This is a genomic window from Vibrio sp. 10N.247.311.14, assembly GCF_041467715.1.
Lineage (GTDB): Bacteria > Pseudomonadota > Gammaproteobacteria > Enterobacterales > Vibrionaceae > Vibrio > Vibrio crassostreae_C.
In genome coordinates this window covers 16459-36458 of the sequence record NZ_JBFSVE010000010.1, presented here as the reverse complement: position 1 = coordinate 36458, position 20000 = coordinate 16459, and the positions used below count along the sequence as shown (strand labels likewise).

Here is a 20000-nt window from a genome sequence, read left to right as displayed (position 1 = left end):
ATTTTTACAATAAATTTACAATTGTTCGGGTTTTGTCATCATTTGGGAATAAGTCGATGCTTTTTAGGCAGAGAAAAGTATATGCAGTAGTTGTTTTAGGGGCGGGTGAAGGATAATTCAGAGTGATGGGCTGTCGGGACATAGAGGGGGACATAGAGCGAACGTAGGAGAGTTCGAGTATTCGATATGTTTTGGCGGTGTTTAAACATTCGAAGGCTGAAGGTGTCTTTGGATCTGAGGATATTAAAAAAGCCCTTTATCAGAGCTTTTATGTTCTAGCGGAAAGCATGAGTACTTTCCGCTAGAACATAAAACTAAACGGCCCGATGACTATTGCTATTGCCAACTGTGCCTTTACTGGATTTGTGGTAGAGCTTAAGTGCCAATAATGAACCCCACAGCAAAACTTGTCCCCATAGCAATGTCCATTGAGACGCCACTTCTTGCCAAGATGCACCCATCTGATTAAGTGCTAAGAAACCTTGGATAGCCGGTGTGCTTGGGAATAGCTGTGATAACAGAACTAACCATTCAGGCATCATTTCAACTGGCCAGATAAAACCTGAAGAGAAGATCAGTGGCATTGAACTGATTAACACTACAACCGTGACGAGTTCTCTTCGTGGTACTAACTCACCAATAAAAATCCCGATCAAACAGCTGGCCAGTAAGAAGGGCAGAAGTAAGGTTAAGATCTGTGTTGTTGAGGTGAGCTGGTTTATCCCATACATCGAAAAGCTAGCGCCGAAATAGTACATCGACAACAAGTAATAAATGCCGACTAAGGTACAACAGCGAGCAAGCATCAGTTTCGCTGGAGAGGTCTTACTCCAGTAGCCAAATGTCGATTGAGCGTTTTGGGTTGCACCCACTAAACCAGAAGCCATGGCTAAGGTTTGTTGCAGGATTAACACAAAGACGGCTGGAACTACGTAATCGATGTATCCCATGCGACTATTAAACGTTGGTTTCAGGTTTAAGCTGAATGCACTGTAGCCTTTGGCTGCCGATTCTAAAGGCACACCTTCGACTAACAAATGGCTGACCTTAACTTGCGCAGCTAACGTACCACCGGCCTTGGCAAGCCCTTCAACAATGGTTCCGTAGACCAAGAAGTAAGAAGCATCACCAGCGTAAGAAAGCGTCGGGCTCTTACCGAGCAACAAGTCTTTATAGAAATCTTCTGGAATGACGAGGAAGCCGCCAATCTCTTGGTTAAGTACGGCTTGTTTTGCATCGGCGATGGTGGAGTCTCGACGAACCAATTCGATTTGAGAGGTGGCATCCACCATACGCTCTAATTGATAGCTGCTTTGACTCTTATCCAAGTTCACAACCGAAGCTTTCAGTTGTTGAGGAACTTGGTTCGCGTAAGGCAATGGATACAAGAAGGAATAGAAGACCACACCACCAAATACCGTAAGAAGCACGACAGGGTTGCGCAATACCGCTAAGAGTTCTTGCTTGAGCAGTTGAGTAAAGCTCATCGTTTTACTCCTTGTTGTGCTGATGCTTCTGGCTGTGTTGACGGCGTTGTTTTTGCAGATATAGCTGCTTTTGTAGATGGATCTGCTTGTGCAGTTAGAGTTGATTGCGCCAAGTGTTTCTTAATTAGCAACATTACCACGAAAGCAGGAACTGCATACCACAACATAGAAGAGAGGCTGATCAAAGACTGTGCTGCGCTCACACCATAACTAGACTGCGCCGTTTGTACTTCGATGTAATGACTCACGGGCAATAAGCTTCTCCAAATTTGAGCAGCTGTATTCATGTCTGTTACTGGAAAGGTAATACCCATGAACGCAAAGCTTGGTGCCGTAAATGCGCCAGCGAAACTCATCGCCCTTGCTGGATCAAGTGTTAAGAAGAAAAACAAACAACCCATAATGATACAACTGATCACGGTTAGCAGTTGGGCAATAGTCAATGCCACAAAGCTGCCGTTAAATGGCCAGTCTAAGAGCACATAGAACCAAAAACTAAACGCGATACCAAACATCAAAAACAAGACAAGGTAGGGCGTTAATGTTGATGCGAGTGACTTCATAGGGGCGTTGGATAACCAAGCGTGAAGCCCACGAGCTCTAACGTTCGCCGTCAAAACCAATATCGTGCCCACCACAATCATGATCTGCCACAGTGCAGGAATAACCGCAGACACCAAGAACTGTGCATAACTGGTGTTCTTGTTGAACAGCGGCGTGATCTGGCTTTGTACCGTTACTGCTTGGCCTAATGCGGATTGCACCGTGGTATCACCGTGTGACAGCTGTTTCACGACTTCAAGTTGCGCGTTAAAAGTCCCTTGAGCCTGCAGCAAGGCAGAGTTCACCAGCTTACCGATTAAGATAAATTGGCTGTTATAGAATACAGACACTTGCGGATTCAAGCCGAGCAGAAGGTCTCGGTCGAAGTGCCTTGGTATCACAACATAACCATAGATATCACGTTCGATCATCGCTTTCGCCGCATCACTCGCAGAGCTGTATTTCTGAGTGACTTGCAGCGTTGGTGACGCATCAACAAGGCGTGTGAACTGTTGCGAGATTTGACTGTGCTCAAGGTCGACAACTGCGACCGGTAAGTCACGAGCGATCCCTTGTGAAAAAATCAGCCAGATACTGGCAGCAAGCAGCAAAGGAATCCAAGTTAGGCAAGACAACAACCATTTGTCTTTGCGGACAATCGCCCACTGCCGAAGCAAGGTATTCTTCGCTCTATGATGCTCAGTTGATTGCGAGCCTCTAGATTGCGATCCAGTATATTGAGAGTTAGCAGACATAAGTCACCTAAAGCTCAACCACTAGGCTCATGCCCATACGCAGTGTTTCGCTCGTATCGACAGGGTGTGCTTCTACTTCAAAAGTACGTAAATCGAAGCCTTGTGCTGCGTCTGTTGAGCGCCAAGTTGCGAAATCACCCATTACGGCGATGTGAGTTACTTGGAAAGTTAATGATTTATCCAGAGCCGGTAGGTACGCCTCAAACTGGCTGCCTTTCTCGAAATGCTTAAGCATGTCTTCACGAACATTGAGCACAGCCCAAGCATCCTTGGTGTCGATAACAGTCACAACAGGGAAGCCTTGTGGTGCAAGTTCTCCACTGCTCAATAGAACCTGAGAGACTTCGCCATTAAACCAGCTGTGGATCTGTGTGTCTTTTGCGTAAGCTTCAACTTCCGCTACCGCACCCGCTGCCATTAACGCTTTTTGAGCGGCGGCCACTTTGGTTTCGTCACGCGCACCTTCTTGCGCTAATTGATACATTTGGAATGCAGCGCTTTCGGTGTACTTCGCCGCTTGCCACTGTGTTTTGGCTTCATCACGCTTCTGCTCGGCAACCACACCATCGTTGTAAAGGTTGTTTACACGTTGGTAGGTTTTGTCCATCAGATCGGCAGCTGCTTTGGCTTTCAACCATTGGTCTTTAGCCGCTTGGATCTGTTGAGTACGCGCGCCATTCTCTGCTTCTTGTGCTAATGCACCAGCGGCTTTCTGACCAGCTTTTGCTTGCTCTAGCTTCGCATCAATCTCAGGGCTTAGTAGAGAGAAGATCAATTCGCCTTTTTCAACCGAATCGCCTTTGCGCACGAATATTTCATCAATTCTGCCAGGTACTTTCGATGAGATGCTGTATTGCTGCACATCGATTTGACCTTGAAGCTTAACCGGCTGAGGTTGATAAGCTTGATAGAAACTGTATCCGACCCAGCCAATAACGCCGATACCAACTAAAGATAGAAGAAGGGGCTTAATAGGTTTCATGAATTATCCTTTTGACTGGCTAACGGTGTCTGTTTTTGAGTCGAAATCAGACGGAACAGAGGAGGTTAAGTAACTGGAGTAAGCATTCATTTCGCTGGTTAGCGCTAACAGCTTGTTGAGAGAGATTAGGTATTTGAAGCGAGCAGCAGATTGCTGGGTTTTAATGCTCGCAAGATAAAGCTCGGCATCAACCACTTCTAATGAGTTAGATAACCCTTGTGTGAAGGCTTTTTTACGAAGTAATAGGTTTTCCTGAGCTAAAGACAAGCTCGAGTTTAGGCCTTGAACCTCTTCAATGGCTTGGTTTGCTTCAAGGTAAGTCTTTTGTACCAACACGGTTAAGTCTTGCTTAGCTTGTGACTTAAGGAATTGAACCTGTGATACGGCACTGTGAGCCGCAGCGACTTTGTCGGAACGGCCAGAGGTATCAAGCAGTGGCACATTCACACCAATGCCAACCAACCAATCGGGTTTCATTTCACTGGCTAGAGAGTCATCTTCATACAGGCTGTAATCACCATAAAGGTAAACCTCTGGGTAGTATTTACCTTTCTCGGCTTTAATTAAGCTGCTTGCTTGTTTCTCTTTTGCATCAAGAATCTTAAGGCCGGGGTAGGTCATGAGTGTCTGGTCAATGAACACGTCCATATGAGGCAGGTTCTTATTGATAAACAGTTGTTCAGAGGGTTCTACACTTTCATTTTGACCAAGGATTTGGGTCAACGCCAATTGCGCAATTTTAAGATCGTTCTGAGCTTTCGTGCGCTCTACAATCGCTTTATCTAAAGAAGCATCGGCTTGTAGGCGTTCTACTCGGGCGATTTGTCCTTGCTGTTCAAGCTTGATGGCGAAATCACGATGCTGAGTTAAGCCTGCTTCAACGGCTTGACGCGTTCTCACCACGTCTTCCGCTAAGATCACCGAGAAGTAATACTTACTTAAGTCTTCGTAGCGAGCTTGTTTCTCCATCAACAGTTGGCTTTGCGCTTCTTCGCTTTTACCTTCAGCCGCATTTTGCGCAGCGGTTATTCGACCACCAGTGAAGATAGGCCACACAGCACGAATGGAAGAGCTAAAGATGTCTTGTTCGGTAATCGTTGAGGTAACGCCACCAACTAGAGGGCGCAAAATCGCGGATATAGCAGGGTTTACTCCACTCAAGCTATCTGAAAACTGTTCACCATTAATCGTCACATCACTATCAAGGTGCGTGTAGTTAGCCCCTAAGGTAATAGAAGGAAGATTGAGGCTACTTGTTGAGTTCTGAAGGTGTTGATAACGTTCAACGTTGGCTTGTTGAGCCGCAAGAGAGTTGTTGTTCTCTTGGAGAATTTGCCACGCTTCAGAAAAAGTGAGCGGAGCTGCATAGCCTGGCGAAGCCATAGTGCCGAGAAGCATACTGGCGATCGCAAGGTATCGGAATTTTGGTTTGGTCATCTGCATTAAATACCAATTAGAGTATTAACTCTAATGTTAACAGGGCGATAGTCATTTGTCTTGAATAGATTGTCTCATATGAATAGAAATTCTCATAACTCGTTAATCAAGTGTAAATAAGATTGAGTGACGTGAATATCAAAGATAAATGAAACTTAAAAAGCACGCATAAGCATGCTCTTTAAGTTCAGTATAGAAGTGTTTTTACAAAATGAAGTGGCTTATTTAAAGCTAGGACAATGGTGATCGGCGCGCCATACCAATTGTCTTGAACCTTGCATTGTTTGTAATAAATCTCTACCTGACATTTGCGGGAATGCTAACAATACCTTGAGATCGAGAGGGGAGGTGCCATCTTTCTCATAGGCTCTTACGTGAGTAAAAGTCGATTGTAAGTGTTTGAACAGCATAGTCTTAGTAAGACAAATTCCAAAGTTATCGCGTTTCATTGCCTTGTTTCCTTTTCAACAATGTTTATACGTTATGTTTGTTATCCTGTTTCTATTGGACGTTGCCACTGACTGATCGATACTTCCTGCTCATCAATGTTTTATTATTGGGTGATGCTTTTATCAGTCACCTCTTCGTTGTCTGGCTAGCCGAGTTTGAAATAGCGATGGATGAATAGGGGAGAATACTTAATCCGTTTGTTCATCATTCGTAACGGCGAGCGTGCAACTTTTAGTTATAGATACGTCCAGCGAGCGAAGGGTTGTTGCTATTTTGTTAATCGAAGTTTCGATTCAAAGCGCGGTCTGAAAATCATGACCTATGGCTTAGCAACAATAAACTTCTTCATATGCAACCATTATAATTGTATTTATTTTAAACAACCTAAAAAACACCTAAAAGCTTAGTGATCTAGCTCAATATTTATTCGTTTATTTTGGTTTTTAAGCTAATCAGTCCTAAAAATGAACGATTAATCGAGATGAACAACGTAAAGGATTATCAATTAACAATCTGCTCAATTATTTAGTTGAGTAGCAGTCACAAATTCACGCCCCTAGAAAGGTCATGCGATTAACTTGGTGTTAACATTGATCGTCTAACACTAGGGACGGTGGAATATGAAATGGAGCAGTATCAGTTTCCGTAAAAGGTTACTGATTATCATGACGGTCACTGGCCTCGTTGAACTTTTGATTCTTGCAGCGGCTGGTTTTTACTACATCAAACAATCTCAAGAACAAGAGATGGGTTTGAAAGCGTTAGGTGTTGCTGAATTTCTATCTGAATCGCCACTTGTCACCAGCATTATTCAAGAAAATGGAACGTTGGACCCTGATGGCGTTCCCTACGTTTTGTCTGAAAAAACCCAAGTTAAATTTCGTAACCTTACTCAGCTCATTGGCGCGGCGTTTATCGTTGTTGGAGATGATAAAGGTATCCGCCTGATTCACCCTTATGATGACAGGCTCGGTAAACCCATGCGTGGTGGCGATAACCAAAAAGCATTGGTATTGGGCGAGTCTTATGTGTCGACAGCCAAAGGATCGCTGGGTTTTTCAGTTCGTGGTAAATCCGCGGTAAAAGACACCCAAGGTACCGTTATTGGTGTGGTGTCAGTTGGTTACTTATTGGATTCGTTGCAAGATCGAATCGAACCTTACTTAGCCTTTTTGATTGTGATGGCGTTGCTGGTGGTTGCGGTCAACGCTTTGATTTCGAGTTATGTATCTCGCCGTTTTCAACGCGCTATTTTGGGCTTTGAGCCTGAAGAGATAGGCCGGTTGTATGTTGAGCTAGATGTAACCATGAGTACCGTGAAAGAGGGCATTCTGAGCATCGATAAGCACGGCATTTTACGTTCAATTAATAAGAGTGCCTGCGATATTTTATCGATAGACAGGGATAAAGCACTCAATCAACAGCGCCTTTCTGATGTATTGCCAGGCAGTGATTTAGAACAACTGCTATCAACCGGCGACACCGACCACGATGTTGAGTTGTATTTAAACAATAAGCGAATCATTGCTAACCGAAGCCCGATTATAGTGGCAGGTGAGGTGGTCGGGGCGGTATCGAGTTTCCGATTACGAGATGAAATCAACGATTTAACAGACCAGCTCTCACAAACCAAAGAGTATGCTGATCTATTGCGTTCACAAACCCACGAGCATCAAAACAAGCTTAACACTATTAGTGGCTTGATTCAGATGGGCGAGTTGGATTCAGTCCAGCAACTGATTGGCCAAGAAACCGCGCACTATCAAAGCTTGATCGAGTTCTTGCGTGAAACCGTTAAAGACCCGCTTATCGCAGGTATGCTCCTTGGGAAAACGGAGCGCGCGAGAGAAATTGGTTTAGAGCTTAAAGTGGAAGAAGGCTCAAGGCTTGAAGCTCTGCCTAGTTGGTTGAACGCGGATGACGTTGTCACAATTCTTGGCAACCTGATTGATAACGCCTTTGATGCCACCATGACGGCGATTAAGCAAGAGGGTCAAATTTCACCAGCGCGTCGGGTTATTGAAGTTTCAATCAGTGATTTTGGTAATGAAATTATCGTAGAAGTAGAAGACAAAGGGTGTGGTTTGCCGAAAGAGTTGGCAACCAAAGCACTTACCGAAAAAGGCGTATCGAGCAAAGCGAAGCAAAATCGTGGTGTGGGTTTGTATCTGATAAAGCAGTTGGCAGACCGATATCAAGGGCAGCTTGAAATGGTCGACAACCACGATTTTGGCACGCGAATGACGGTTTATCTGCCAAAAGAAGAACAATAATAATTAAGCACGACGCGATCTTGCGAAGATCATCGTGACGGAAAAAGCATGGTTAAAGGAAGAACATAAATGAACGCAATCACGAGAGTCATGGTCATTGAAGATGATATTGCGATTGCAGAGCTACACCATCGTTATTTAGAACAGATGGGTGGCTTTGACGTGGTCGGCATTGCCACAACACAGTCTGAAGCGCTCATGCAACTGGACATCTTAAAACCGGATTTGGTGTTATTGGACGTGTACCTGCCGGACGGGTGTGGGCTCGATATTCTTAATCACGTAAGAGGGAGCAATCAAGGCTGCGACGTTATCTTGATTACCGCTGCTCGAGATGTGGATACGCTGCAGCAAGCAATGCGTGGTGGGGTAGTCGATTATCTATTGAAACCAGTGATGTTCCCTCGCTTGGAAGCGGCACTGAAAAAGTATCAGTCTCAACAGCAAGAGTTTGAAAGTGTGTCGGATTTGAATCAAGGTTTGGTTGATAAGATGCTGCAAGCCAATGCCAAAGCGGACTCTGGAAAAGTATCCACCTTACCCAAAGGCATTGATGGCGTAACGTTGGACAAAATCAGAGCCATTTTTCAGCAAGCTGATGCCGTTAATATTACCGCCGATGAAGCCGGAGAACGAATTGGTGCTAGCCGAACCACCGCCAGACGCTATTTAGAATTTTTGATTACCACTGGTGAGTTAATCGCAGACTTAAATTACGGTACGGTAGGTCGCCCGGAGCGCTGCTACAACAAAGCGCAAAGATAAACACGACACCATCAAAATAAATATAAATCCAGTTGAATAAGCTGGTTTTACCTTTTTCTCTCTTTCCTATTGCTCACTCCACCGACCAGATACCGTTCTTTCTTGACTACACTGTTTGAGAATGCCGATTTGCTTCTCCCTCGGGTCAAATGAACGGAGCTATCGATTAGAATTTGTTCGAAATGAGTCAATATTTAATCGATTGCTTTCACAGTGGTTGATGTAAATCAAATAGTCATAGACAATACTGTCCCGAATAGAGGTGATAGCTTTCACCCTCGTTTACCAAACGCATTCTCAAATTTAATAGGTGCTTACTATTGATGTAATAGTTAAGACCTATTATCTATTTTCGTATGTCGCTGATACCTTTGGCGAATACTAAAAACCTTGTTTTTATAGGAAAGATGATGGTAATACCTGAAAACAGCAGCATCGTTATTTTTGGTGCGTCGGGAGATCTAACTTACCGCAAGTTAATTCCTGCTCTATACCACCTGTATGCTAGCAATCAACTACCAGAATCCTTTGCGATTCTTGGAGTGAGCCGTACTGAGTACAGCGATGAGTCTTACCGTGAGAAGCTGAAGAAGTCTCTTCAGGAAATGGAAAAAACTGAACCTGAGACGCTGAATGCATTCATTGAACATCTGCATTACCAAGCGATCAACACTTCAGATGTAGACGACTACGCTCGTTTAGCACAACGTCTAGACAAGCTTGAGCAAGACTACCAATTCGAAAACCATAACACACTGTTCTACTTGGCAACCCCGCCAAGCCTATACGGTGTGATTCCAGCAAACCTTGCTGCGCATGGCCTTAACGATGAATCGAACGGCTGGCGTCGTCTGATCATCGAAAAACCATTTGGTTACGACTTAGCATCAGCTCAAGCGTTGGATGAAGAGATCCATCATCACTTCCAAGAACACCAGATCTACCGTATCGACCATTACCTTGGTAAAGAGACGGTTCAAAACCTTCTAGTGCTTCGTTTCTCAAATGCGATGTTTGAACCACTGTGGAACCGTAACTTCATTGAATACGTTGAAATCACAGGTGCTGAGTTCCTTGGCGTTGAAGAGCGTGGCGGATACTACGACGGTTCTGGCGCAGTTCGCGACATGTTCCAAAACCACCTGCTACAAGTGCTAGCAATGGTAGGTATGGAGCCGCCTGCACAAATTAACGCGGATTCTATTCGTGATGAAGTAGTTAAAGTGCTTCAGTGTCTGAAACCATTAGAAGAAGATGATCTGCGTAAAGACTTAGTATTAGGTCAGTACACAGCATCAGATGTTCGTGGTCAGCACCTACTAGGTTACCGTGAAGAGCATGGTGTAGCGGATGATTCTCGTACCGAGACTTACATCGGCTTGAAAGCTCACATCAATAACTGGCGTTGGAATGGTGTTCCTTTCTACGTACGTACAGGTAAACGCTTACCAACACGTGTGACTGAAATCGTGATTCACTTTAAGAACACGCCACACCCAGTATTTGGTCAAGATGCACCAGAGAACAAGCTGATTATCCGTATCCAACCGGACGAAGGTATTCAGATGAGCTTTGGTTTGAAAGAGCCAGGCGCAGGCTTCAAAGCAAAAGAAGTGAAAATGAACTTCTCTTACTCTGACTTGCCTGAAACTCAGATGCTGACGGCTTATGAGCGTCTTCTTCTTGATGCACTGAACGGTGATGCGACTCTGTTTGCACGTACCGATGCGGTAGAAGCATGTTGGAAGTACGTTCAACCAATCTTAGACTTCAAGCAAGATCCTCAAGCACTGTTTGGCTATGCTTGTGGTACTTGGGGCCCACAGGAAGCAGATGAACTTCTGCAACGTGATGGCCGCGCATGGCGTTTCCCATGCAAAAACTTAACAGACACGGATTACTGCGAACTATGATCAATCACAAGATCTTTGCAACGCCTGAACTGGTTGTTGAAAACCTAGCAAATGAAATGAAAGCATACAGCGAGCAGGGCAAACCTGTTCACATTTCACTGTCTGGTGGCAGCACGCCAAAAATGCTTTTCAAACTTTTAGCACAGGCGCCATACGCGGAAGGTATTCAATGGAATAACCTTCACTTCTGGTGGGGCGACGAACGTTGCGTTGTACCAGACGACGCTGAAAGCAATTTCGGTGAAGCAAACGCGCTCTTATTTTCAAAACTAAAAGAGTTTACTCAAGTAAACCTTCCTGCTGAAAACATCCACCGCATCCGTGGTGAAGATGAACCAAAAGCAGAAGCAGAGCGTTTCGCAAAAGAGATGGCAGACGTAATCCCAACAGAAAACGGCACGCCTGTATTCGATTGGATTCTGCTTGGTGTTGGCGCAGACGGCCACACAGCTTCACTATTCCCAGGTGCAACCAACTACCAAGATGAGAACCTATCTGTATTAGCTTCTCACCCTGAGTCTGGTCAAATCCGTGTTTCTAAAACAGCGAAAGTTTTAGAAGCAGCAAAACGAATCAGCTACCTAGTACTGGGTGCAGGTAAAGTTGAGATCGTTAAAGAAATTCATACAACTCCTGCTTCAGAACTGCCTTACCCGGCAGCGAAAATCCAGTCTAAAACTGGCGAAACAGAGTGGTTCTTAGATTCAAATGCAGCAAGTGCTATCGCATAAGTGCGAATAGCCGCAAGGAGATAAAATAATGAAAGGTGATATCGGTGTAATTGGCCTAGCAGTAATGGGTCAGAACCTTATCCTAAACATGAACGACCACGGCTTCAAAGTTGTGGCTCATAACCGTACTGCTGCTAAAGTAGACGAATTCCTAGAAGGCCCAGCTAAAGGTACTAACATTGTTGGTGCTTACTCTCTAGAAGAGCTAGTTGAAAAGCTAGAAGCGCCACGTAAAGTGATGCTTATGGTTCGTGCTGGTGACGTTGTAGACACGTTCATCGAAAACCTAATCCCACTTCTAGACGAAGGCGACATCATCATTGATGGTGGTAACACTAACTACCCAGACACTAACCGTCGTGTAGTGCATTGTCGTGAGAAAGGCATCCACTTCATCGGTACTGGTGTATCTGGTGGTGAAGAAGGTGCTCGTTTCGGTCCCTCAATCATGCCAGGCGGCGCGGCTGAAGCTTGGGAAGCGGTTAAGCCAATCTTCCAAGGTATCTCTGCAAAAACTGACGCTGGTGAGCCTTGTTGTGACTGGGTTGGTAACGACGGCGCTGGTCACTTCGTTAAGATGGTACACAACGGCATCGAATACGGTGACATGCAGCTTATCACTGAAGCATACCAGTTCATGAAAGATGGCCTAGGTATGTCTGCTGACGAGATGCAAGCAGTATTCGCTGACTGGAACAAGACTGAGCTAGACAGCTACCTAGTTGAAATCACTGCTGACATCCTTGGCTACAAAGATGAAGACGGTGAAGCGCTAGTTGAGAAGATCCTAGACACTGCAGGCCAAAAAGGTACGGGTAAGTGGACGGGTATCAACGCACTAGACCTAGGTATCCCACTGACTCTAATCTCTGAGTCTGTATTCTCTCGTTGCCTGTCTGCTCTTAAAGACCAACGTGTTGAAGCTGAAGCTTTGTTTGAGAAGACAATCACTCCAGTTGAAGGCGACAAGCAAGAGTGGGTTGATGCACTACGTCAAGCTCTACTGGCTTCTAAGATCATCTCTTACGCTCAAGGTTTCATGCTAATGCGTGAAGCGTCGAACGAAAACGGCTGGGACCTAAACTACGGTAACGTAGCGCTAATGTGGCGTGGTGGTTGTATCATCCGTTCTGCATTCCTAGGCAACATACGTGATGCGTACGAAGCAAACCCAGACATCGCGTTCCTAGGTTCTGACGAGTACTTCAAAAACATCCTACAAGGCAGCCTAGTGGCATGGCGTAAAGTAGCAGCGAAATCTCTAGAGTCTGGTATCCCAATGCCATGTACGATTTCTGCGCTATCTTTCCTAGACGGTTACACAACTGCACGTCTACCAGCGAACCTGCTTCAAGCTCAACGTGACTACTTCGGTGCTCACACTTACGAGCGTACTGACCGTCCACGTGGTGAATTCTTCCACACAAACTGGACTGGTACAGGCGGCGATACTGCTTCTACAACTTACGACGTATAATCGTTAGTTAGAATCAGTTAAGAACCTTGTTGTTCTTATTAGCTGTAAACTAGAAAACAAAAGGATGCCAACTGGCATCCTTTTTTGTTGGTTCTGCAAGAGAGTCACAGACAGCAAATTTAATACAACCCGTTAAGCGAGTGCAGCTTGTGGACTTTGCATATCACTGTATTGCTCTCGTATCGACATGAAGTAATCAAGGTTTTGCTTCAGCGCAGAGACGCACTCTGGATCAAACATCAACCCTGTATGCGCTTCAATGTAGTCCATTACTTTAGATGCTGACCATGCGTGTTTGTAAGCTCGTTTACTCAGTAAAGCATCGAACACATCCGCTAGCGTTACAATTCTTGCCTCCAGTGGAATCGCTTCTCCAACGAGCGCATCTGGCAACCCTGAGCCATCAAACCGTTCATGATGGTGACGTACAATATTCTTGATGAACTGAACTTCTTCGCTACACATTGAGCTGTGGTGGGAAAGGGCAACCACGTCATCAATCATCTCTTCGCCATATATCGTGTGATTGTTCATGATGTTTCTTTCTTCTTCCGAAAAACGCTCAGTACTGAAGAGCACTTTGTCTGGGATTCGGTACTTCCCTATGTCGTGAAACGGGGCATACAAGCGAATGCGGTGAACGAATTGGTGGGTAATCTCATTGTTACTGTGCGAAAGCGTACGTGCGAGCTGTTCGCTGTATTTTCCCATGCGAATCAGATGCTCTTTGGTTTCAGGATCGCGTGCGTGCCCCATGTTTAGGGCGATGGCTAATGAGGACTGAAAATGTCTCTGGCGTTCGAAGAGTTGCACAAACAGGTTCGAAATCGCTTGGGTGAGGTAGGCGATGTCGCTTTGTATTGTCTGCTTAGCAAAAAAGTCAGTGCATGAGGCGTTGATGAAAACGAACCCAAGGTTACTCTCTTGGTAGTGGATTGGAGTGGTGTAGCTACTTTGGTGACCAAGCTCGAGTAGATGAGAGATTTGTTTAGTCGGATTCATCAAAGAGAGGTCATCAACAATTCTTGTTTCCAATGATTCAGCCAGACGACTCAACGCAGAGTTGGGTTTGATCTCCTGTTCGATGTAATGATGCTTGGCGTTTTGGCACAGTGAATCCGATACAAAATAATTCGATGCTTTATTTTCACTGCACAGCACCACGGATAGCCGAGATAATATGGGGTAGTGTTCACGAGCTAGCTGGAAGAGATCATCGACTATGGCGACGATGTCTTTGTCTTGGGCCGCTGCTCTAATGAAATGGGAGTAGTCAAACATGTGGCAAGCCAACCTTTAATTATAATTATGCCACTGTTTAATCGGGTTTTTTACCGTTTCGATATTCAATAAAACCATAGCACTGTGTTATTAAAATGTAATACTGCGTACTGAAAAACTTTAATGTCATCACTAAATATATGGCTTTTGCATACGGTTACCGTAGGTTTTGTTAAGTTAAACCAGTCTCATAATCTTTAAGGGGAAATTTTGTTCACAGAATGTCTTAGTCTGTATAGCGAGCTAAGGTAGGGTGTTAAGTGACCAATTCGAAATTAATTTCAAAGATAAATAGGATAACGAGTATGCTTTATGCCATCATAAAGGCATAAATAAGGGCAATGGATGTAATGCCCAAGTGATTGAGCTAGAAATGGTCAGTGATGACGGTGTTCTAGAGTAAATTCAAGGCCTTTAGTTGCCTTGAAAAAGGTAATGTTATGACTGAAGAAGAAAGAATCGAACTGCAACAAAATAACCCGCTACACGGCTTAAAGCTTGAAACCATGATCACTGAATTAGTGGATCATTATGGTTGGGAAATTTTAGATGCGGCAATGCGTATGAACTGCTTTAACACTAAGCCTACAGTGGCAAGCGCAGTTAAATACCTGAAGAAAACCGAATGGGCTCGTGAGAAGGTTGAAAACTTCTACCTTTACCGTTTCAAGCGCATGCCTAAAGCATCGGACATCGAATACCAGATGCCTCCGCGTTCACGTACATTCCGCCATGGGCTAGAGCCTCGTGAGCCGATGGAACTAACGGTTGAGTCTATCCATGCCTCTCAAGCTAAAGCTGCGTCTGCATTTAAAGAGCGCCGTGGCGGTAACGGTCGTAACTTCCGTCGTTAACAAGAAGACGTCGCTAGAAAGAACCGTCGCTAAATAAGGCGTCGGCGATTAGCACGGCTAATTAGATAAGCGAAAAACACAAAAGGAGCCTATGAGCTCCTTTTTTAATTCGTTCGATTTAAACCGTAAATGGCTAAGCTTCGCGGTTCTTTCTTTGATTCTTCCAAAGATCGGTGACATAAACGATTGCACTGATAACTAAGAATAGCGCTGACACAGAAAACAGAGCGGGCATTTTTAGGATCCACGCGAATGTGGCAGCAAGAAAAGCGACAAAGCAAATGAGTCGACTTGATGACATGACATGACCGAGTTTAATGTTCATAACGCCTCCTAATGAAGTCTCACTTTCGACAGGAGAAGTATCCCACCCTTGGAAAAATAAAGGCTAAAAAACAGTCTAAATTGTTATCAAATTTACTAATTAAAGGACTCGTCTCACACATTTTGGCTTGGCTATTTTATAAGTAATAAAATAGCCAAATCGGTATGAGCAGAGTGGAGTCTTTTGGCTTTATCTTTTCAGTTGCAAGTCTTATTAAACCGAACGTCTAATTAGCATAGAAAAAGTAAGCGGTGATCAAAAAGCTCGCGATGATCACTGTGGTTCGAACATAGTGTTGAGGGATGCGGCGAGAGATTTTTGCTGAATAATAACCACCAACCAATGTACCCAATAATACAGCCATGCCAGACGGCCAATCAATCGAACCATTGACGATAAAAAATACGATCGCTGCGAGGGAAGCACACGCGGACACGAGCAGTTTGATGCCATTCATCACGTTGATGTTGGTGTAACCAGCCAGCGCCAAGTAGCTCAATGTCACAATGCCTAAGCCTGCATTAAAATAACCACCATAAACACACACGATCAAAAGCAATACAGCGGAAAAGAACGCCCCTGCGCTGGTGGCGTGCTTATGTTTAGCGGTTACTTTCTTTAGCCATTTGTTGAGAGTGCCACCAAAGGTAAAAAGCAGAGCGGCGAACAGTAATAACCAAGGTACGGATTGGGTAAATAGCGCTTCTGGCGTGTGTAGTAGTAAAAATGCACCAATGCCGCCGCCAATTACGCATAGCCCAACAACGAGCTTGAGTTGTTTGGTACCAGATTGAATTTCGTGGCGCAGTGCGTAAGCACCACTGATGTAACCAGCGCATGAAGCAAAGGTGTTGGTCGCGTTGGCTGCTATTGGTGGAACGCCAGCAAATAACAAAGCAGGGAAAGTGATGAAGCTGCCGCCACCCGCAATGGAGTTAAGCACACCGCCAACCACCCCTGATAAGAATAGAATCAACCAATCCATAGTTTTAGAATCCAATACGTTAACTAACTGGTTACCTTACTTGAATTTGTTATGAATATCAGCGCCATGTGTGTTGTAAAGATAGGTTTGTGAGTTTGCTACCATCTTTAACCGCTGGTTTTAATTGAGGCTTTAAATGAAAAAAGGAGCCAATGGCTCCTTTCGTTGAGGTTTAGTTGATTCGATAAAGCTTTACACTTCTACTGGCTTCGCTCTAAAACTCTTAAATAGTTTCACTAGAATCGGGCTAGACAGCACCAATACCGCCAGAATAGTGAAGGTCATCGTAATAGGGCGTTCCCATAAGAAGTTCAACTCACCATCGCTGATCATCAATGCTCGTCTTAAGTTCTCTTCCATCAAGCCGCCCAATATGAAGCCTAACAGTAATGGTGCCAATGGGAAGTTGGCTAGCCTTAATGCTATCGCAGCCATCGCTACCAGTAGCATCACAAATACGTCCATCGTGTTGAATGACACCAAGTACACGCCAGTGATTGAGAAGAAGATAATCATTGGCAGTAGAACCGTTCTAGGTACCGCTAGCAGTTTAGAGATATATGGGATCAACGGTAGGTTTAAGATAACCAGCACGATGTTGCCAAAGTACATCGAGATAATCACCGACCAAAATACGTCTGGGTGTTCAACGAACAAGCGAGGACCAGGCTGAATACCGTAGGCAATCAATGCACCAAGCATAATCGCAGTTGTACCAGAGCCCGGAATACCCAGCGTTAGTAGCGGAACGAATGAACCACTTGAAGCGGCGTTGTTTGCTGATTCAGGAGCAACAAGACCACGGATACTGCCTTTACCGAACTCTTTCTGCTTGTCTTTTGGCGCGAGGCTACGCTCCATACCGTAGCTTAGGAATGCCGCAATAGTGGCACCTGCGCCCGGTAGAACACCGGTAAAGAAACCGAGAATAGAAGATCGAATTGAAACTGGTGCCACTTCTTTGAACTCTTCTTTGGTGACCTTCATGCTACCAATATCCGACATCTTTTGGCTTTCTTCCGCGCTGGTGTCTTGCTCTGGTTTTAGAATACCCATCAAGGTTTCACCCAGTGCGAATGTTGCCATCGCTAATAATAGGAAGCTAAAGCCATCCATCAGATCCGTAAGGCCAAAAGTGAACCGTTCAACGCCAACACCTTTGTCGATACCTACAGTTGATAGCATCAAACCAAGAATAGTCATCATCCATGCCTTGATTACCTGACCTGGGCCCGCAAACGCCGCTACTGCCGATAAACCTAATAGCATCAACGCAAAGTAGTCTGAAGACTGGAAGCTCAATGACACGCTGGCTAAAGCCGGAGCCGCAATCAAAAGCATGATTGCCGAAAGTGTGCCACCAGTGAAAGAAGAGTAAGCCGCGAGTGCAAGTGCTTTACCCGCTTGGCCTTTTTGTGCCATCGGGTAGCCATCGAATGCGGTTACTACCGTTGAAGAACAACCTGGAGCGTTGATTAAGATGGATGACGTCGAGCCACCAAATACAGCGCCATAGTACACACCAGCCATCAAGATTAGGCCAGAAGAAGGGTCTAGGCCGTATGTAATCGGGATCATCAACGCGATTGCTGAAATTGGACCGAGTCCCGGTAGCATCCCAATAAAGGTACCAACAAAACAGCCAACAATTACCATCATGATGTTCATTGGCATCACGGCGGTCGAAAGTCCTTGTAAAATTCCGTCTAACATAATGTTATCCCTACCAAAGAGTGAAGATTAAACCCGGCTCTAGGTAGATATCTAAGCCTTGAGTTAATAAAAGAAAGAACGCGATAACGAAAGGAAACGACGCGCCAAATAAGACAGCTTTGCGGCGCTCACCCAGTAAGTAAAAGCCTGCAAGTAAGAAGAAGCTGGTTGCTAAAACAAAGCCAAGATAAGTCAGCCCAACACCGTACAGAGCCATTAACACCAAGAAGCCAATCAGCAGTTTCCAGTTCAGCGGCGTAGTGTCGCATGTAACTTTTTTATCCGGCTGTCCGGTTATAAGCAGGATCAACGAAAGGCCAATGCCGATAAACGTTAGCAGGATAGGTAAGGTTCTTGCTGTGAAGGGTTCGTACTCGTCACCGGGGAACAAAGGAATCAGCGTGGTTTGGTAGCCATAGCATAAACATGCAAGCATAAAGAGCATGGCTCCGATGCGATCCTTCGAAAGCAAAGATTCCTTACTCAGAAATTTGGTTGGTAAGTCCGACATATCCAACTCCATTTGGGGTGGTATAAAAAGTAAAAAAGCCGTACATGAGCGAGTCAATGAAATGTCTGGGATCACTAACCAAAGGTAAGCGAATTACGGTACTGGTTTATCAGCCACTTGCGTTTACAACGAATCGGCAAGCGTTAGTAATACGTCTACGAATAAACAAAGGAGTTTGAAGTTAACTCATGCACGGCGAAACAAGGAAAGAGTAAGAGGGCACATAGGCCCTCTATGGTTGTTGGTTATTTCAAGAAACCAAGCTCTCGCATTAGGTCGCCCATCTGTTTTTCTTGATCTTCTAGGAAGGCGTAAAAATCTTTGTCAGCTTTGTAGTTGTCGATCCAACCGTTACGGTCACGAACCACTTGCCACTCATCGGTTTTGTACATTTTGCCAAGCGCTACATTCCACTCGTCGATCTTCGCTTGGCTTGTGTTTGGAGCCGCGAAGAAGCCACGCCAGTTCGCAAATACAGTTTCATTGCCGTACTCAGTTAGTGTTGGGATATCTGGTGCCGCTTCAAGACGTTTTGGTGCCGTTACTGCCAGTACTTTTACTTGTCCAGATTTAGACATCTCTAGTACTTCACCAAGGCCCGTTGAAAGCAGCTGTGTTTCGCCAGAAAGCAGTGCCGCCATCGCTTTACCGCCAGCATCGTAGGCAATGTAACGTACTTTCTTCGCATCAAAACCTTCGCCTTTGAACGCTGCCGCTACTACAAGGTGGTCCATGCTGCCACGAGCTGAACCGCCAGCAATCTTCACTTTACGTGGGTTGGTTTCGAACTCTTTAACGACGTCTTCCCAAGTGTCGTACTTAGAATCCGCAGGAGCGACGATTGCGCCGTAATCGGCAATGGTTGCTGCTACCGGAGTTAGGTCACGGAAAGATTGAGGGAAGATACCTGTTAGTGAACGAACAACGATAGGCGTTGAGTTCACCATTAGCGTGTCTTCTTGGCGTTGTGCTGTTTCGATTAGGTGAGCAATCGCTTTACCGCCACCGCCACCAGACAGGTTTTGGAAAGAGACATTTTCTACGATGTCTGATTTCACCAATACATCACCCGTACCACGAGCTGTCATATCCCAACCACCACCAGCGCCGCCAGGGATTAGGAAGTGGATTTTTTCTACGTCAGCAGCAAAAGTGTTGAAAGAAAAGGTTGCTGCGATGATAGAAGCCGCAAGAGTAGGTTTCAGTGCCTTGAACATGGTTCACGTTCCTTATGTAGGGGATCTCTTCAATGGAGAGAAACTTATGTTTTATTTCCAGCTACTAAACAGATGAGTAGGATATTGCTTAGCAGATGAAGCCAAAGTTAACGGTGTGTTAATGAAATGTCTGTAATGCGGCGATATTGAGAATAAAGAACATTGGGTTAATATTGTTCATAAAGTTCACGGTAACGTGTTTTTGTCCATTTACTGTTGAATGATATCTGGATTCTAAAATCGTAGTTATTGTCTCAGAATGATTGAATTCATTGACAAAGGTTGGATTTAACTAGCGTTT

The 20000-nt window shown here is 44.9% G+C and carries 17 protein-coding genes; 6 read left to right on the top strand and 11 right to left on the bottom strand.

Features of this window, described 5'->3' with window-relative positions; genetic code table 11:
- Positions 1–314: 314 nt before the first annotated feature.
- The 5 genes from AB6F11_RS05465 to AB6F11_RS05445 form a co-directional block, all read right to left on the bottom strand.
- Positions 315–1487, bottom strand: coding sequence for an ABC transporter permease (locus AB6F11_RS05465; RefSeq protein ID WP_102393488.1), 1173 nt, complete (start codon positions 1485–1487; stop codon positions 315–317).
- The gene (locus tag AB6F11_RS05460; protein ID WP_065583586.1) at positions 1484–2785 is read right to left on the bottom strand and encodes an ABC transporter permease; all 1302 of its coding nucleotides are present in this window, start codon (positions 2783–2785) and stop codon (positions 1484–1486) included. The genes AB6F11_RS05465 and AB6F11_RS05460 overlap by 4 nt, the downstream gene beginning before the upstream one ends.
- Positions 2786–2792: 7 nt before the next feature.
- Positions 2793–3767: an HlyD family secretion protein gene (locus AB6F11_RS05455; protein ID WP_017070946.1), complete on the bottom strand. Its 975-nt coding sequence runs from the start codon at positions 3765–3767 to the stop codon at positions 2793–2795.
- A gap of 3 nt (positions 3768–3770) precedes the next feature.
- Complete coding sequence (locus tag AB6F11_RS05450; RefSeq protein WP_017063805.1) at positions 3771–5210, bottom strand: TolC family protein; 1440 nt, start codon at positions 5208–5210, stop codon at positions 3771–3773.
- A gap of 215 nt (positions 5211–5425) precedes the next feature.
- Positions 5426–5653, bottom strand: a complete 228-nt coding sequence (locus AB6F11_RS05445) for a hypothetical protein (RefSeq protein WP_009846577.1) — start codon at positions 5651–5653, stop codon at positions 5426–5428.
- Positions 5654–6274: 621 nt separating this feature from the next.
- Between AB6F11_RS05445 and AB6F11_RS05440 the strand changes: the two genes are divergently transcribed.
- The 5 genes from AB6F11_RS05440 (at position 6275) to gnd (ending at position 12813) form a co-directional block, all read left to right on the top strand.
- The gene (locus AB6F11_RS05440; RefSeq protein WP_102393489.1) at positions 6275–7927 is read left to right on the top strand and encodes a sensor histidine kinase; all 1653 of its coding nucleotides are present in this window, start codon (positions 6275–6277) and stop codon (positions 7925–7927) included.
- 69 nt (positions 7928–7996) lie between these two features.
- Positions 7997–8692, top strand: coding sequence for a response regulator (locus tag AB6F11_RS05435; RefSeq protein WP_059020414.1), 696 nt, complete (start codon positions 7997–7999; stop codon positions 8690–8692).
- A gap of 410 nt (positions 8693–9102) precedes the next feature.
- A complete protein-coding gene (gene zwf, locus AB6F11_RS05430) occupies positions 9103–10605 on the top strand; it encodes a glucose-6-phosphate dehydrogenase (RefSeq protein ID WP_017059714.1) in 1503 nt (500 codons plus the stop codon).
- Positions 10602–11336 (top strand): 6-phosphogluconolactonase, encoded by a 735-nt coding sequence (pgl, locus tag AB6F11_RS05425; protein ID WP_017066266.1) that lies wholly within the window; start codon positions 10602–10604, stop codon positions 11334–11336. The genes zwf and pgl overlap by 4 nt, the downstream gene beginning before the upstream one ends.
- Positions 11337–11364: 28 nt before the next feature.
- Positions 11365–12813, top strand: coding sequence for a decarboxylating NADP(+)-dependent phosphogluconate dehydrogenase (gene gnd, locus AB6F11_RS05420; protein ID WP_017066265.1), 1449 nt, complete (start codon positions 11365–11367; stop codon positions 12811–12813).
- Between the two features lie 132 nt (positions 12814–12945).
- Here gnd and AB6F11_RS05415 read toward each other — a convergent pair whose 3' ends face one another.
- Positions 12946–14106 carry an HD-GYP domain-containing protein gene (locus AB6F11_RS05415; RefSeq protein WP_102393490.1) on the bottom strand — a complete coding sequence of 387 codons (1161 nt, stop codon included), beginning with the start codon at positions 14104–14106 and terminating at the stop codon, positions 12946–12948.
- A 428-nt stretch (positions 14107–14534) separates the two neighbouring features.
- On the opposite strand from AB6F11_RS05415, the gene AB6F11_RS05410 reads away from it, so the two are divergent.
- The gene (locus tag AB6F11_RS05410; RefSeq protein ID WP_010438513.1) at positions 14535–14948 is read left to right on the top strand and encodes a VF530 family DNA-binding protein; all 414 of its coding nucleotides are present in this window, start codon (positions 14535–14537) and stop codon (positions 14946–14948) included.
- 133 nt (positions 14949–15081) lie between these two features.
- Here AB6F11_RS05410 and AB6F11_RS05405 read toward each other — a convergent pair whose 3' ends face one another.
- The 5 genes from AB6F11_RS05405 to AB6F11_RS05385 all read right to left on the bottom strand — a co-directional run bounded on the left by AB6F11_RS05405 (position 15082) and on the right by AB6F11_RS05385 (position 19699).
- A complete protein-coding gene (locus tag AB6F11_RS05405) occupies positions 15082–15273 on the bottom strand; it encodes a hypothetical protein (RefSeq protein WP_102393491.1) in 192 nt (63 codons plus the stop codon).
- Between the two features lie 226 nt (positions 15274–15499).
- Positions 15500–16258, bottom strand: coding sequence for a sulfite exporter TauE/SafE family protein (locus AB6F11_RS05400; RefSeq protein ID WP_102333369.1), 759 nt, complete (start codon positions 16256–16258; stop codon positions 15500–15502).
- A 192-nt stretch (positions 16259–16450) separates the two neighbouring features.
- Complete coding sequence (locus AB6F11_RS05395; protein WP_012603793.1) at positions 16451–17971, bottom strand: tripartite tricarboxylate transporter permease; 1521 nt, start codon at positions 17969–17971, stop codon at positions 16451–16453.
- 10 nt (positions 17972–17981) lie between these two features.
- Positions 17982–18482 carry a tripartite tricarboxylate transporter TctB family protein gene (locus AB6F11_RS05390; protein WP_004733594.1) on the bottom strand — a complete coding sequence of 167 codons (501 nt, stop codon included), beginning with the start codon at positions 18480–18482 and terminating at the stop codon, positions 17982–17984.
- A 245-nt stretch (positions 18483–18727) separates the two neighbouring features.
- Positions 18728–19699 (bottom strand): tripartite tricarboxylate transporter substrate binding protein, encoded by a 972-nt coding sequence (locus tag AB6F11_RS05385; RefSeq protein WP_102393492.1) that lies wholly within the window; start codon positions 19697–19699, stop codon positions 18728–18730.
- Positions 19700–20000: the final 301 nt, after the last annotated feature.